18 protein-coding genes are annotated in these 14,916 nt (G+C 39.5%); 3 read left to right on the top strand and 15 right to left on the bottom strand.

All coding sequences use genetic code 11. The features are described from left to right. The coding region (locus tag BLR42_RS10750; RefSeq protein ID WP_207648535.1) for a transposase at positions 1–186 on the top strand (186 nt) is incomplete at its 5' end. Positions 187–444: 258 nt separating this feature from the next. Here the strand turns inward: BLR42_RS10750 and BLR42_RS10745 are convergent. The 7 genes from BLR42_RS10745 to BLR42_RS10715 all read right to left on the bottom strand — a co-directional run bounded on the left by BLR42_RS10745 (position 445) and on the right by BLR42_RS10715 (position 7,219). Beyond that, positions 445–987: a PadR family transcriptional regulator gene (locus tag BLR42_RS10745; protein ID WP_091868951.1), complete on the bottom strand. Its 543-nt coding sequence runs from the start codon at positions 985–987 to the stop codon at positions 445–447. Between the two features lie 63 nt (positions 988–1,050). Further along, positions 1,051–1,779, bottom strand: coding sequence for a 4Fe-4S binding protein (locus BLR42_RS10740; RefSeq protein WP_091868949.1), 729 nt, complete (start codon positions 1,777–1,779; stop codon positions 1,051–1,053). Between the two features lie 367 nt (positions 1,780–2,146). Continuing rightward, a complete protein-coding gene (locus BLR42_RS10735; RefSeq protein ID WP_091868946.1) occupies positions 2,147–3,145 on the bottom strand; it encodes a serine hydrolase domain-containing protein in 999 nt (332 codons plus the stop codon). Positions 3,146–3,251: 106 nt separating this feature from the next. Then, positions 3,252–3,947 (bottom strand): CPBP family intramembrane glutamic endopeptidase, encoded by a 696-nt coding sequence (locus tag BLR42_RS10730; protein ID WP_091868943.1) that lies wholly within the window; start codon positions 3,945–3,947, stop codon positions 3,252–3,254. Positions 3,948–4,005: 58 nt separating this feature from the next. Continuing rightward, positions 4,006–4,869 carry a GNAT family N-acetyltransferase gene (locus BLR42_RS10725; RefSeq protein WP_091868941.1) on the bottom strand — a complete coding sequence of 288 codons (864 nt, stop codon included), beginning with the start codon at positions 4,867–4,869 and terminating at the stop codon, positions 4,006–4,008. A 40-nt stretch (positions 4,870–4,909) separates the two neighbouring features. Continuing rightward, positions 4,910–6,511, bottom strand: a complete 1,602-nt coding sequence (locus BLR42_RS10720) for a hypothetical protein (RefSeq protein WP_091868939.1) — start codon at positions 6,509–6,511, stop codon at positions 4,910–4,912. After that, entirely contained in the window at positions 6,512–7,219 is a 708-nt protein-coding gene (locus BLR42_RS10715; protein ID WP_091868937.1) for an ABC transporter ATP-binding protein, read from the bottom strand. It abuts the gene before it with no gap. A 205-nt stretch (positions 7,220–7,424) separates the two neighbouring features. Between BLR42_RS10715 and BLR42_RS10710 the strand changes: the two genes are divergently transcribed. Both BLR42_RS10710 and BLR42_RS22715 read left to right on the top strand, forming a co-directional pair. Continuing rightward, a complete protein-coding gene (locus BLR42_RS10710; RefSeq protein WP_091868956.1) occupies positions 7,425–8,645 on the top strand; it encodes an IS91 family transposase in 1,221 nt (406 codons plus the stop codon). 27 nt (positions 8,646–8,672) lie between these two features. After that, a complete protein-coding gene (locus BLR42_RS22715; protein WP_170832732.1) occupies positions 8,673–8,837 on the top strand; it encodes a hypothetical protein in 165 nt (54 codons plus the stop codon). Positions 8,838–9,000: 163 nt separating this feature from the next. Here the strand turns inward: BLR42_RS22715 and BLR42_RS10705 are convergent, their stop codons facing one another. The 8 genes from BLR42_RS10705 to BLR42_RS10665 all read right to left on the bottom strand — a co-directional run bounded on the left by BLR42_RS10705 (position 9,001) and on the right by BLR42_RS10665 (position 14,886). Beyond that, on the bottom strand, positions 9,001–9,441 hold the full coding sequence (locus BLR42_RS10705) for a hypothetical protein (RefSeq protein WP_091868935.1): 441 nt from the start codon (positions 9,439–9,441) through the stop codon (positions 9,001–9,003). A 25-nt stretch (positions 9,442–9,466) separates the two neighbouring features. Then, complete coding sequence (locus tag BLR42_RS10700; protein WP_091868933.1) at positions 9,467–10,156, bottom strand: aspartate/glutamate racemase family protein; 690 nt, start codon at positions 10,154–10,156, stop codon at positions 9,467–9,469. 438 nt (positions 10,157–10,594) lie between these two features. Beyond that, positions 10,595–11,140: an ATP-binding protein gene (locus tag BLR42_RS10695; protein ID WP_091868931.1), complete on the bottom strand. Its 546-nt coding sequence runs from the start codon at positions 11,138–11,140 to the stop codon at positions 10,595–10,597. A gap of 121 nt (positions 11,141–11,261) precedes the next feature. Further along, the gene (locus BLR42_RS10685; RefSeq protein WP_091868929.1) at positions 11,262–11,885 is read right to left on the bottom strand and encodes a methyltransferase type 11; all 624 of its coding nucleotides are present in this window, start codon (positions 11,883–11,885) and stop codon (positions 11,262–11,264) included. An 84-nt stretch (positions 11,886–11,969) separates the two neighbouring features. Continuing rightward, the gene (locus BLR42_RS10680; protein WP_091868927.1) at positions 11,970–12,488 is read right to left on the bottom strand and encodes a GNAT family N-acetyltransferase; all 519 of its coding nucleotides are present in this window, start codon (positions 12,486–12,488) and stop codon (positions 11,970–11,972) included. A 37-nt stretch (positions 12,489–12,525) separates the two neighbouring features. After that, the gene (locus BLR42_RS10675; protein WP_091868924.1) at positions 12,526–12,972 is read right to left on the bottom strand and encodes a GNAT family N-acetyltransferase; all 447 of its coding nucleotides are present in this window, start codon (positions 12,970–12,972) and stop codon (positions 12,526–12,528) included. Between the two features lie 68 nt (positions 12,973–13,040). Next, the gene (locus BLR42_RS10670; RefSeq protein ID WP_091868921.1) at positions 13,041–13,865 is read right to left on the bottom strand and encodes an ornithine carbamoyltransferase; all 825 of its coding nucleotides are present in this window, start codon (positions 13,863–13,865) and stop codon (positions 13,041–13,043) included. 46 nt (positions 13,866–13,911) lie between these two features. Next, entirely contained in the window at positions 13,912–14,886 is a 975-nt protein-coding gene (locus BLR42_RS10665; RefSeq protein ID WP_170832731.1) for an aminoglycoside phosphotransferase family protein, read from the bottom strand. Positions 14,887–14,916 lie beyond the last annotated feature (30 nt).

The following is a 14,916-nucleotide window of genomic DNA, read 5'->3' as shown; positions in this document are numbered from 1 at the left end:
GCTCTGTGTGCTTCCATGAAGAAGCAGTGTGCAGATACAATCCGTTTGAAACTGATCAAGATTGCCGTTAAGGTAGTCAGATCAGGTAGATATATTTATTTCAAGCTGTGTAGCAGCTGCCCTTACATATCTGAGTTCTATGAAACACTTACAAATATAAGCAGCTTAAATCCACAGTTGGAATAGCAACTATTGATGTACCTTGATAACTTAAAAGTCTGTATTTCTGATTCATAGGGACAGTCTACCCATTTTTAGGACTGATTCCCGCTTATTCTAGGCATCCATTTCAAAAAAATCGGATTATGAGTTTGATTTCAGAGGTTTAAGTTGTCATGAATAATTCAGGTTATATGCTCAGAAAAGAAAGTCATTACTAAGTTTCACTAATAATGCACTGTTTTTCACTGATTTATCTTATCGCTATCTGTTTTGATTCAGATCTTAACCATCTCTCAGAAGTTTTTTTGCCTTGGCGCACCACTTAAGATACGCCTCGTAGGTGTCAATTCCAAAAGTCACTGTTAGATAATAGAAAATGTGATCCTCTTCATCCAGCACTTTTTCCAGATTATCTTTATACATGTTTAGTACTGTCAGGTTGCGCTTAACATCCTCCTCAAAAATTTGGATATTCCTGATTGCAAGACTCCTATCTGCAGCCCCACCAAAATATAGTTTCAAGAGAGTTTCATATCGAAGTTCATTGGAAGTCTGTTCCTCCTGTAGCCATGCCTGAAGAGCCTTGATTCCCTGCTTGGTGATATGATAAGGTATTTTCTCCCTGCCCCCGGTCTTAGAGTTCTTCTTTTTTGAAACAAGTCCTTTTTTCTCCATTGCAGTCAACGCGGGATAGATATTTCCAAAGCTGCCTTTCCAGAAAAAGCCTATCGCTCCATCCAGCCTCTTTTTAATATCATATCCGGTAAGGTCTTCGTGGGATAAAAGACCTAATATTACAACATCTATCTTCCTGTCTTTTGCCATGTCTTTTCTCCTGATTTTTTTGTGACGATTTACTTCAAAAGCAGTTATTACCTCTAAGAGCAATTATTTCCAAAGCAGCTTATATTTCAGAACTGCTTTAGGGCACTCGTCAACACAGGCGCCGCACTGAATACACTCGCTGCATTTGGCATTCTTTCCCTCTGCCACCAGCTTCTTTACATCAAGTCCCATCGGGCATGCCCTGTTACACTTTCCACAGGATATACATTTATCCATTTCTGCTTCAATATGGAGCTGTGGCAGGTGCAGGAATCGTCCAATACTGCTTCCGATTACCATAAAGGGCGCCATCCAGCAGATGTAATGACATGCTGCTCTTTTGCCATGGATCAGCGCGGGCACCAGCAATAAGAGTATTACGCCATAATAGATTACATAGTTGTATATGCTTGCAATGGATATGCCATGGTCCGTCATGTAGAAAGGATTAATGGTCACATCATTCTTCCCCATCACAAATGCAGCAATTACAGCGCATATCCAGATAATCCATATCACATATTTGATTTTATCACGTTTCCCCTGTTTTACAGGCTTATCATTTATCCGCTGCGCGCATTCCTGAAGCCCTCCCGCAGGGCATAGATATCCGCACCAGACTCTTCCGAAAAACATTGAAAAAATAAGCATCGCTGCAAACATGATAAAACTTCCGTTTATGATATGTTCCATTGCCGCATTAATAATAATATAGGGCGAAAAATACCACATTGTAATCGGGAAAAGAAGTAATGATATTAGTAGAGTCGTCTTTCTTATTCTTTGTCGCATAACTGTAATCTCCTTTTGATTTGCACTAATAGATATATCTAAATGATATATCTAATTGATATATTAGATTTATTATCATTTTATGTCAACAAAGAAAAAACAGACCCTATTCACTTATTTGGGTCTGTTTTACACTGATTTATGTGCTCTTACTTTTTCCTTTACATCAGCAATTACCACGATAATAAAGTCTATATTTTATGCCATAATTTCAAGTAATACTCTTTGCGGCATACTATTTTAGCCGCAATTTACTGCCCCTATTCTTATTTTCTTCTCTTGTAGCAGTAAAATCTTCTCCAAATATTATGTTTCTATCACTAAAGATAACCTTTATTGCCCAAGAACATAAAACTGAAATATAAACCTATACAGTACATTCAATAGCCGGCAAAACTTTTTTCTCTATGAATTCCACTCTATCAAAGATCCTGGGCTTAAATGTGCCTGTCATTCCCACAGATACATTTTCTTCTTTGTTTACATAGATGATATTCCCGCTGTCACCAATAGCAGCATAAACCTCTCTGTCATCATATGGCTTGTACCATAAGTAGCCGTAGTTCATGTAACCAAATCGCTCACCCAGCTTAATGTGAGGTGCCAGCATGTCTTTCAGGTACTCTTCAGAGATTATTCTTTTCCCGTTATACAAGCCTCTATCAAGAACCATCGCGCCGATAACGGCCATATCTTTTGCTGACATGCATAATCCCCAGCCTGCGGTAACGCTGCCCTGAGGATCAGAGTACCACTCGTATTTTCTGGGATTCTTGTTCATAAAAAAATCAAACTGATCTTCTTTGGAACTGTCTCCGTGCGGTATTCGCTTTGGAAGTCCCAGCGGCTCAAACAGGTTTCTGTTGGCAAAATCGATGCATTTCTCGCTTGTCGCTCTCTCAATTATTCCTGCCAAAATCTGAATGCCAAGCGTCGCATATCTGAACTCTCCGGTAATTCCCTTACGTCCTCCAAGATAATCAAGTATAGCAAGCGTAAAATCCTGTGAAGTACACACCTTCTTCCAGGGCTCTGACTTACCTTTATACGGAGCTGTCATTGTTAGCAGATGCCTTATGGTAACATCGTAGATAGTTTTCTCTCCGCGCTTTACTGTGTAATCCGGAAAAAATTCCATCACCTTCTGATCCAGGCTCTTGATATTCCCCGCATCCAGTGCAATCCCGGCAAGCAGCCCCATCACACCTTTCGTCACAGAGTTTACATTCATTGCATCCAGAATCTTAAACCCATGCCAACAATCGTCATATACTGTATCACCATCTTTTATCGCATAAATCTGACAGATGTTGCTCTCATTACCGGTACTCTCGGAAATATATGTGTGTAGTTGTTCTTTATTCACTATAAAAGCCTCCTCTTAGAAAGATTTGGACGTCCTAAGAAAAGGCTAATATGATTAAAAATTGTTTTCAAGAAAAATCTTAAAAGTTTTTTATGTCAGATATAACTCAGCCAAATATACCCATACTCATATCAACGCACCCATGCATAACCGTTGCTCCAAAGATATTTCCATAACGTCTGTAAAGCCATGTACACACGTAGTGCCATAAAAGTTGAAATGGCGCACTTGCAATAAACTCAGGCCAGTATTCCACAAACGACATTCCTCTTGCAGCCATCTGGAATGGATAATGCATTAAAACAAACAAAAGCCCGGCTACTAAAATAGTGAGCCACTCCCGCTTAAAAACAGGAAACAGCCTTGGCTGAATAAATCCTCTGAAGGAGATTTCTTCGCTAAATCCTATAATAACGAAGAAGTAGAAAATGTAATATGCAATCTGACTGACCGTCAAAAACTCCGCATGTGCGATAATCCCCGGAATAATTGAAATAGCCAGTAACACAGCCATTCCCAATATGAATGAAACAATGAGCGACTTTTTAAGGTTCCTTGCACTCAGGCCGGTCTTTGACAAATTGCGAAAGCAAAGAACTACCGGCAGCAGAATAAAAACCAGATTGACAATAGTTACGTAATACGCACCACTTTGATAATAGATTTTCCCAACAATATAGTAAGCAATCATAAAGATTGCATAGAATGCTATGGCTAACAAAGTATCGCCGATAGTATAGGATTCTAGCTGGTTTTTGTACTCCTCATCTGCCACGAAAAAATTACCCAAAACCTTTTTCATATTGATCTCCTTACGTACTTCTAAATGTAAAAACCGCCCCACTAATGCTCCGTAATCATTATGCGTGTGTTATTGCCTGAACCATGTATTCTTGATCCAGGTTTTCTTCGAAGAACTTTCCTTTTACAAAAAAAGTCGTATCTTCCTCATGAAGTTCACTTTTCTCAAAGCCGTTTACATCCTTTGGAATAAAGCAAAGGACAACCTTTTTTACCTGAGAGCCAAATGAAGTAATAACCTCATCAACCGATCCTTCGCCAATAATTGTATGAAGAATCAGCGTATCATCCTCTAATTCCGCAACAGCGTAGCTGTCACAATCCTCAATATAGAACAGGTTCTCCGTCATAAACTGCGACAGATAGAACATGTATAATCCGGTATTCCCGACCATATACAGCTCTGCATTCTGGCTCCTGGTGTCGAGAATTCGAACAGCCTTGTCAAAATCATCCTTACAATTCAGAGGAACCATAACTGCTTTATTATCACTGGTTATATTTACTTCTTTTGTATACTGATATTCCTTTGCCTCTTTAAAGCCAAATTTAGGGTAAAATTCCAGAACAGAGTCATTGGCAAAAAGATAAATTCCGTTTACATTTTCCTCATAATCCTTCATCACCTCTTCCATCAGCATTCTGGCATAACCCTTTCCCCTGTGATCGGGATCAGTCATAATTGTTCCGAGCTGAATCAGCTTCACGGTTTTGCCCTTATAATTCATGTTGCAGGCATTTACTGAAACATTGGATACTACCTCTCCGTCTATCACAATAGAATACGGAATATAATTATCCTTCCAAAAACCGTTTTGATACCAGTTTTCGAAGTTAAGACCAAAAGTCTTTTCAGAAAGTCTATTAAACGACGCTCTGAGAACATCATTATTTCTGTAATTCTTTTCTATGCAAACACGCATATTATTTCTTGTTCCTCCAAATTAGTAATCCCTATGCCGCTTATGCCAGCTCGGAATAAATTCCGGCTCCCTTCGTACAGAGCCATACAATAATCAAAATTGATAAAACCGCAAATAACACACTCCAGGCTATCAGATACATAACGATTCCAAAGCGGAAGCCCGCAAGCATGTAAACTGCTGCAAACAGAATTGAAAGCCCCCAGAACGAAAAGATTGCCAAAAATGCTCCTCCGCTTTGTTTAATTGGCGCCATCTCATTAGTCCAGTTAAGTAGCGGGGCTTTTACAGCAATTACAGTGTCTATGGCTGCAGAGAAAAGCGCAAATATCATAGGCATAATCACTATAAGCAATTTACAGATAAATGATTCATCTACAATCATACTGGTACATAATGCCGCAATCAATGTAGGCATAGCTGCCAGAACAATCTGCAATGTCATTTTTGAAAGAAGTACCTGCACCGGCTTTACCGGCAATGAATGCGAAATCCATATACTTTTTCCCTCCAGAGATACAGAGGGAACTGCAGTATCTATCATTGATCCCATAAAGATTAGTCCTGTGCACAGAAATGCTGTTGCCGATCCCGGATAATCTGAAAAAACACGCTCCATTGCTTCTATGATCACCTGTCCTTTGAAAAGTAGCAGTATCCCTGCTGCAGGCATCAGGATAATGCCGAGACCGCAGTTAAGCATATATGTAGGACTTGAAGTAAACCTTAAAAGTTCTTTATGGATAAGTGCTTCAAACGGAGTTTTTTCTTTTACTGTCTTTTCGACATATTGAACCTTTTCAACCTTACTTGAAGCTGTAGCTATAGAGATAAAGCTCTTTAGCATATGGCGCCACAGCAGGAAGCATGCTCCTGCAAATACAACTGTAAAAACAAAGCACCACAAAATATTTCCTTCTCCGATCTGTCCAAACAAATACAGCGGATATGCATATCTTCTAACATTTTCAGCATATATGGTCGCATTAACCAAAAGGTCCCTGATAAAATCTCCGGCCTTAAAATAGAAGAAATAGTAGGCTGCAACTGCTGCCAGTGTCACAAAAGCCGTGATAAAGCTCTTGTTCTTTAACCTTAAACTGATCTTTGCTATCACATATCCAAATGCGCAGGATATCAGCATAACAATCGCCGAGATAATAAAGAAAAACAATATCCCGCATAGTACCTTGGCTCCTGTAATACCGGTCTGCATAAAGTAAACTATCTCGGTAGGAATCGTAACGGTTAAAATATACATTACTCCAAGAAGGTACACGTTTATAAGCCTTGAGCCGACTATATCCCTCACAGGTATCGGCAATGATAACAAAAGATCATTATCTTTGGAAAGATAGAGTGCCGTATAGGAATTGTATACACTTCCAAAACTACCAAGAAGCACTGCTACAGTTCCCATAAGAACGAAGTAAAACCATCCGGCATTGCAGCTTATCAAAGGTCCGCATAATGTCAAAGACAGTGCCAGAAACATTCCGCCAAGAACCCCAACCATGATGACCGCAAAAAAGACAAACCATGCAGCTATCACAAATTTAGAGCGCATTTTGTTTCTCTTGGCATCATAAAAATATCCTTTGAACACTTCAAATAACTGTTTCTTAACCAGCGTCTTCAGCATTTATACCGCCTCCAGTTCAAGAAATACTTCTTCTAAGCTGTCATCACCTTTAACATCATCCATGGTTCCGACTTTTACCAGTTTTCCATGATTGATAATTGCAACCTTGTCACAGAGCTTCTCCGCAACCTCAAGGACATGTGTGGAAAAGAAAATTGCTCCGCCTTTGTCGTAGTGCTCTCTCATCATCTCCTTAAGTAAGTGTGAAGCCTTAGGGTCAAGTCCCACAAAGGGTTCATCCATTATGATAAGCTTAGGTTCATGCATCCATGCGCTGATGAGAGCAAGTTTTTGCTTCATTCCATGTGAATAAGATGAAATAGGCATGCCTAAATCCTGCGTTATTTCAAAAATATCAGCATATTTATGAATCTTTTCATTTCTCTCCGATGATGAAATTCCATATACATCCGCAACAAAATTAAGGTACTTAATTCCGCTCATGAATTCATACATATCAGGATTATCCGGAATATACGCCATCTCTTTTTTACATCCGATGGGATCATCTATGATGGATTTTCCGTCTATGAAAATCTTACCTTCATCAAATCTCAAAATTCCTACCGCACTTTTAAGCGTAGTACTTTTTCCTGCACCGTTATGACCTATAAAGCCAAATATCTCTCCGGCCTTAATGTGAAGTGTCACATCATCTACAGCTTTCTTATCCCCGTATGTTTTTGTCAAATGCTCTATTTTCAACATATTTTAATTCCTCCTTTTTCATACATATAAGTTATCACACCGAACTACTGCCTACGGCATTTACACTTATAACAATATATTTTACACTGATTTAAGTATATTCATACCCAAAATAAAAAAGTGCCTGCGGCACTTCAGCTCCCCTGCCCCTCAATCATGAGGGGTGGGGGTTGTTTTTTGCCTCAACTCATTCATAATGATTTTTATGAAACGAAACATACTACAAAATCTGTTCCGCGATCATTACGAAGAAATTCAATATACTCTTCACCCCCGCAAAACTGAAATTGAAAACATCGATAAGATGCTCAATTGCGGAGATCCTGCCTATGGCGGCGCCATGTACGGCTGCCCTGATTGTGGTACTCTCAAATTCATTCCCTTTCGTTGTCATTCAAGATTCTGTCCTACATGTGGTGCCATGTATTCACAGAAACGTGCTCAGGCTATGTCCTTCAAGCTCATAAACTGCCAGCACAGACACTGCGTATTCACCATATCAAAAGAATTACGACATTACTTTCTCGAAGACCGCGACCTTCTTAACTGTCTTTTCGAAGCTGTCAGCAGTGTTATTAACCGTATGTTCTACAAAATCAACAAGAGTCAGAACTTCACACCTGGTTACATTCTGGTTCTTCATACATTTGGTCGTCCTTTAGAATGGAATCCTCATATCCACTGCCTCATATCTGAAGGTGGTGTAGGCGACACTGGTTTTTGGCGCAGAGTCAATCACTTTAATTACCACTACTTACGCCATGCTTTTCAAACAGCTCTGCTTAATCTAATGGAAGCCCGTATTACTGATCCCAAGAAGAAAGCATTGTTCAAAAAAAAAGAAAAAGCCCTCTCATACAAAAATCAAAAAGATGGTTTCTATATCTACGCAAAACCCACCCTTGCTGACAGGCACACAGTGGCTAAATATATAGGTCGCTACCTTGGTCGTCCAGTAATCGGCCTCTCAAGGATTGACTCTTATGATAAAGAGCATGATACTGTCACTTTCCACTACAACAGACATGAGGACGAAGTCCTTGTCACCGAGACCATACCTTCCATGGAATTCATCAAACGTCTTATCCAGCACATACCCGAAAAAGACTTTAAAATGATACGTTACTATGGTGTGTATGGCCGTCATAGAGAATCAGACAAAAAGCTTTACCGGCTGATTCATCCATCTAAAAAACCATTCTTTAAATCATTCCTTCAATGGCGTTCAGGTATCCTGTCAGCATTCGGATATGATCCATTGAGTTGTCCCAAGTGCACCAGAACCATGAAATTTCTTGAATTGCACTTTAACCACAAACGTGTTTCTCTCGAAGCCCTATATGAAAAGGCAATGGGAAAATGCCGTCCCAAGAGCAGAGCTCCATCTTCAAAAATCGGCAGTGTTCCCTCGTATTCCTGTGCATGATAAAATCATGCTACAGGAGGAACAGCCATGGCTAGTAAAGAACTAATAGCAAAGCTTAGAGAGAAATACATCCAAAATCCACCAGAAGGCATGTCGGCGAACGAAATCCGCGAGATGGACGATGAAGACCTTCTCGACATGGATTACTTTATGCACGAAGATGACGAATTCTTTGACGAGGTAGATTGGTAATTTATAGCCAATATACCTCCGCTTTGCGTGGCCCGGTCTTGCCGGGCCTTTTAATTCAAGGTTTCGCCGCCAAGGCGAAATTTCCTATTAAATAAAAAATGCCAGTCATCCATATTGAATGACTGGCATATCATAAAGATACTTTCCTTATTCATATCAAGGCCTATACAGCGATGCGTTCTTCCAGTAACCTGCATAATGAAGATGCATCCCCATTTACTCCATCATATCTGAAATCCACAGATTCCGCATCAAACATTCCATGCTTCTTCTCAAGCATTTGTTCAACCGGCATAGGAAGATTGCCATGAAGCCTCTCCTTAAAGCGACTCTTTATGGTATCAATATCTGCCGTGACCAATACTTTTATAGCATCATCAGGAAGCAACTTAATGTGCTCAGCATCTGAGATTACATAAACGATATTATCCTTGTGAACAGCACTACAAAGCTTTTCCTTAAAAAGCGCTGTCGCTTCACTCTCACTTTTTGCCATTCTGAGATAATCCTTTCCTGTAATAACCTCAGCTCCTATTTTATTCTGAATTTCAGTTGCAAGTGTGGATTTCCCACTACAATTTTCGCCTATAATTCCTATTACCATTGCACTTATCTCCCTATTATCAAATTTATCTTAGCGCCTCATTTACAGCTGCTGTTGCATGAATAATTGTCGTATCAAACGTCGGAAGTGCGCTGTCCTCATCCTTTATGAGCATGCCGATCTCGGTACATCCAAGAATCACACCTTCTGCTCCTTGTTGCTTCATTTTTCCAATAATACGCTTGTACTCATTTCTGGAGGTGTCCAATATTTTACCCAGACATAACTCATTAAAAATGACATTGTCGACAATCTCCATGTCCCTTTCATCAGGCACAAAAACTTCAAGCCCTGCGTCTTTAAGTCTTTCAATAACAAAGTCCTGTGTCATTGTGAATCTTGTTCCAAGAAGTCCAACCTTCTTTATTCCGTTTTGCTTTATTGCACCAGAGGCAGCATCCGCTATATGAAGGATCGGTATACTGATTTTCTTCTCGATATCAGGAACAAGCTTATGCATTGTATTTGTTGCAATTACAATAAAATCAGCTCCTGCCTTTTCAAGTCTTGCCGCAGCATCTGTCAGAATCTCAGCATTACCTTGCCAGTTGCCCTTCCCCATATTTTCCTCAAGCTCTGCAAAATCAACGCTGTACATAAGGATTTTTGCGCTGTGGAATCCTCCAAGCCTTCTGACCACCTCTTTGTTTATGATCTCATAATAAGTAACAGTACTCTCCCAGCTCATACCGCCGATAATTCCGATAGTTTTCATCCTGTTCCTCCAATCTAAGTCCGTCAAATCGTATCTCTCTTAGTAAATATCAGCATTCCTAACACAGAGTATAGTACCAAACTAAAAACATCCTTGTCATTACACTTATTTGTGGCTGTTTTTCACTGATGTTTTATTTTAGTGTAAAACCATGCAAAATCAGTGCGTCTCAAAATATCTCATATTCCACATGGCAGTTTATTTCCAATAACTAAAATAAATATTTGGGAGGTTTGTAATGTTCGAAAGTGACTACGCTAAAATTGAATACATCGAAAAGGACAACGTTGTTTTTCATACCTGGAAAAAAGAAGCACACTATAACGACTACCGCGTTCCGGAAAGGGCTGAAGCATAATCATAATGGTTTTGGACCCAGTTGGTGCCCTTAACTTCTTTTCCCATAACTGTCTTGAAGGTGCGGACTCAGCCGAAAGATCACTGACTGCCTGTTCCATCCAGTTGTTTCAAAGCTTCTCTTATATCACTTTCATAATCTTTGTCTATTAGTATCACTTGATCCCCTGTCCGTCCAAAACCTTCTATATTCTTCTGATTATCATTTTTTAACCAATCAGCAGTACAATCAGAATCATCAAGTCTGGTTTCGATGTCTGATCCATGATTCCGTATATCATCAAAATGTGCATCAATGTATACATCCGTCATTGCCAGACAAATAAACCTAATTTCGGGCAAATAGCAATCATCGAAATCCTTACGCCAATCGTAAGGAATATAACAACCCTCCACGATAAGATTCTGCCGATTCTCTATAGCTGTCTTAATCATTTCACGAACAATCGGCCAGAGATATCCTACAAGGTCGTCATCATCCTCTGGCGTTAGATCAGTATTACCACTTCTGATCAATCCCATCTTCAAGTGGTCAATAGAGACATATGGATATTTGTATTTTTCAAGCATCCTCTGAGCAAGAACAGTCTTGCCGGTATGTGATGCTCCTGTAATAATAACGATCATAGTTCGCACACCATTATAAACTCTTCTTCATTTTCATACACAGTTTTAAATCCTACCTTCTCATATATTCGAACAGCATAATTAGCTTTCTGCACAGCTATCCTCGTATATCTCATCCTTGTTATCCTTTTAGGAAATCCATTCTAATTAAAGCCTTCCCGTTAGGAAGTGAGGTCCTTGTCTTAAGTATGTCTTTATATCCTATCTCCATCAATTTAGCCAAAAGAATTTTCTCGTCCATCTGATGATGTACCTCGTCCAGCCTGTCAAATGCATGTAGATAAGGCGAATCCGATACCCACTGTTCGTCATCTGTGTTGACCTGAATTACACATGACACATATTCGGGATTCACTTTACAGATTACTCTTTGAAATACTTCATAACCAATATACTCGATAAGAAGATTTGCTATAAGGAGTTGTGCATACGGAAGCCGGTCCGACTCTTTTATCAAATCAATCTTCAGGCATTTCAATATATCAGACAGATTATCATATCGTTCTGAAACTGCTCGAAGATAATCTTCATTGATATCCACCCCATAAACTGTTTGGTACTTATCCCGGCTTACATGCTCTAGTCCGTTCCCTCCTGCAATCCCTAGTACCATCGCTCTATCTACAGGATATGCATTAAACTGCTCCTTCATAATTGAATTCATAGTCTGAAGCTGATTAACACTATCGAGGCTCATATGACTCTCGTAATCCTCCAGATTTATCTCTTCCCATGGGTTTCCCATAAAGCCTCCTTGGTTCATTACGTTCCGGTTTTCTGCGCCAATTCCTTAGTAGTTAGAGCGTTGTGCTGAAATATATACAACTCTCTACTCTTTACGAAAGATTACAGATACATGGGTAATCTCATTTTCAGGATCCGGATATTCCTTCTCGAAATGCATGCCTATCGATTCTGCAGTTTTATAGGAGCCGATGTTTGTATATTTGCAATATGAATAAAGCGCAGGATAATTCGTGTTTGCAAATGCCCAGTCCCTGACAGCAGCAGCTGCTTCCTTGGCATAGCCTTTGTGCTGCTGATCTGCACGTATGTGATAACCAATCTCCGGGAGCATCTCCCCCTCAATATTTTGAAGTGTCAATCCGCAGTCACCGATCATCTCTCCTGTATCTTTCAAACATACAGCCCACAGACCAAAACCATTCTCATGATAACGGTTCATGTTTCTTTCAATCCAATTTCTTACTCTCTCCTCGTCAAAAGAATACGGATAATGCTGCATGATATCTGTATTAGCGAGGACCTTATACAATGCATCAAAGTCATCCATATTCATTTCGCGAAGAAACAATCTGTCTGCTTCCAATATGATTTTCTGTTCCATTTAAACCTTTATCCTTCAAAAATGACCAACAAGAATTTTATCGTTGTTTGGCATAATAGATGAAATCATTATCGCGTCTTACTTCCGTATATCCCATTTTCGTATAAAATGAATTAGTTCTGATGTTCCAGATTGGTGTATCAAGTGTAAATTCCTTTACCGATGGATATAAAGCTTCTATTTGCTGCATCATGAAAACTCCATAGCCTTTTCGATAATTCTCCGGCCCGATAAAAATCCTACCAATATTTAGTTTTTCATCATCTAAAAAAAGTATCGCTCCGCCGATAATCAGGCCGTTATCAACCAGTTTGAAAAGATGATTTGATTTGGCCATCTTTGTATGAAACGGAACTGACATATATCCCGGAGGTCCCGTTTTTTCCTTAGATCCAGCTTCCACGTCACTGTGAAAAGCCCGCCTCGAAATCCCGGTTATAGTTAAAGCATCCGCTGTAGATGCCTGCAAAAATTCCAATCCCATAACACCTCCTTGTTAAAAGTATCTGCTTATCCATTTTGTTCCTCTGTTATCTGAAAGTTACCTCCTCGTTAATATGACAGACAATAAATTAGTATCGCCTGCTGTACTATTAATAAGCTCTGTTTGAACTTGTATCCAACAAAATAATCAGAATCAATTACATCTTCTGTTACTTCTTCTCCTCTGTAAAATGGTGGACATGGATTAAGGATTGCTCCTTCATTGGCTAATCGCATCATGTTTTTAGAAGTCTGATAATCCTTGAAATCATTTATCATATTTGAAGGAATGGAATCTGTACATATGATATCTTTTCCAGCAATTGCATCCTTCAAATTTTCATTACAATGAACTTCCGGAATCTGATACTTGGCCGGACTACTCTGAACCAGTGACAATCCGAATGCTTCAGCAGCTTCTTTCCAAGCCCTACCTATATTACCATCAGCTCCAACAAACAAATAGTTATCCTGAAGATAATCAGCTCTGATTTTTGAAAGAGCATATAGGTCAGACATCATTTCACACGGATGGTTATCATCTGTAAGAGCATTTATAACAGGTACTTTCATAACTTTTGTCATTTTATCAAGCACAGTAATGTCCGGATATCGCACGATAACTGCATCTGCCCAATTTTGCAGATATCCGCATACATCCCTGATATCTTCTTTTTTGTCTAACGTCGCAGGATCAAATAATATGGATTGCCCACCAAGAAGATAAATGCCTTTTTCAAAAGACACTCTTGTTCTTATACCGGATGCCGGAAAGAACATAACGACAGTCTTTCCCTTTAAAAATCCGTCATACTGCTCTATAGAATCAGCAATCTTGAATATCTCCAATAATTCACTTTTCTTGAAATCGGTAAGTCTTATAAATGATTTCATTGTCTTGTCCTTTATCGTTTATATGAAAATTTTTTCGTAATGCAGTTTATAGTATTCCAAACGCCATATCATACATATCTCTCGCGTCCGCTGTGTTTCTAATATAGTTTGGCTCATCCGGCTCATATCTGACATATTTTTCAACTTCTTCGATTAGTGCAAGTAGGCATACTGCAAATGCATATCTGATCTCTGTCTCCTTGGAAAGAACTATCTTCTCATTTGCTGTCTCGTTATATATATCTATCTCTTTCTGCTTTGCTGACAGCGGTGTTTTTTGTCCGGCACCAAGGGTAATAAAGTCTGCCACCGGGTCACCCCAGAATCCGCGCTCCGGGTCAATCCAGCAAATCTTTCCATCTTTATAAAGGACATTGCTGTCCCACAGATCAAAATTCACCATACGGCAAGGCACATTCTTAAGGATTTCAGAATGCTTGTCTATGCATTCAATAAATCTCTCCCCATCCGGGGTCTCATATCCTAGCGCTTTGCAGTCATTAACCAGATTGCCCGCCATGGATTTTAACGCTTCTCCCCATGTATCATGAAGCCCGGATTGCCTATAGCCGAATTTGTCATTTTTAATCCTGTGAATTTTTGTAAGCATTTCTATCTTCTGCTTCTGAACCTTTTCATATTCCTGATCCGAAAAGTTGACAGCCCACAAGGGCTCTCCCTCCATCATCTGCATGATAAAGCAGTTACTTTTTATGATGCTCTTTGAAAAATCGGACACATATACTTCCGGACATAGAATATCAGTATTCTCGTGCATCTTCTTGTACCAGAACACCTCAGATTCCATCATGTTCTTTTCATATGTAAGAACGGTTGCTCCCTCCGGAGGCGCTATCTTAAGGGCAAAGCTTTTTCCATCATCGAGAGTAACTTTATACGCAGCATTGAACTCACCATTTCCCAGCGGTGCAATGTTCTTCACTTGTCCTAGCTTATGAAAAGCGAATAATTCCCTAATTTCTTCATGCGTTGCTTCATACTTTGTTTTACTGTTAACCATCTTGTCCTCCATGCTATTGATAGGTGATTG

This window comes from Butyrivibrio sp. INlla16, assembly GCF_900104155.1.
Taxonomy (GTDB): Bacteria; Bacillota; Clostridia; order Lachnospirales; family Lachnospiraceae; genus Butyrivibrio.
The sequence above is the reverse complement of the archived record's forward strand: the minus strand, read 5'-3'. Positions and strand labels throughout refer to the sequence as shown.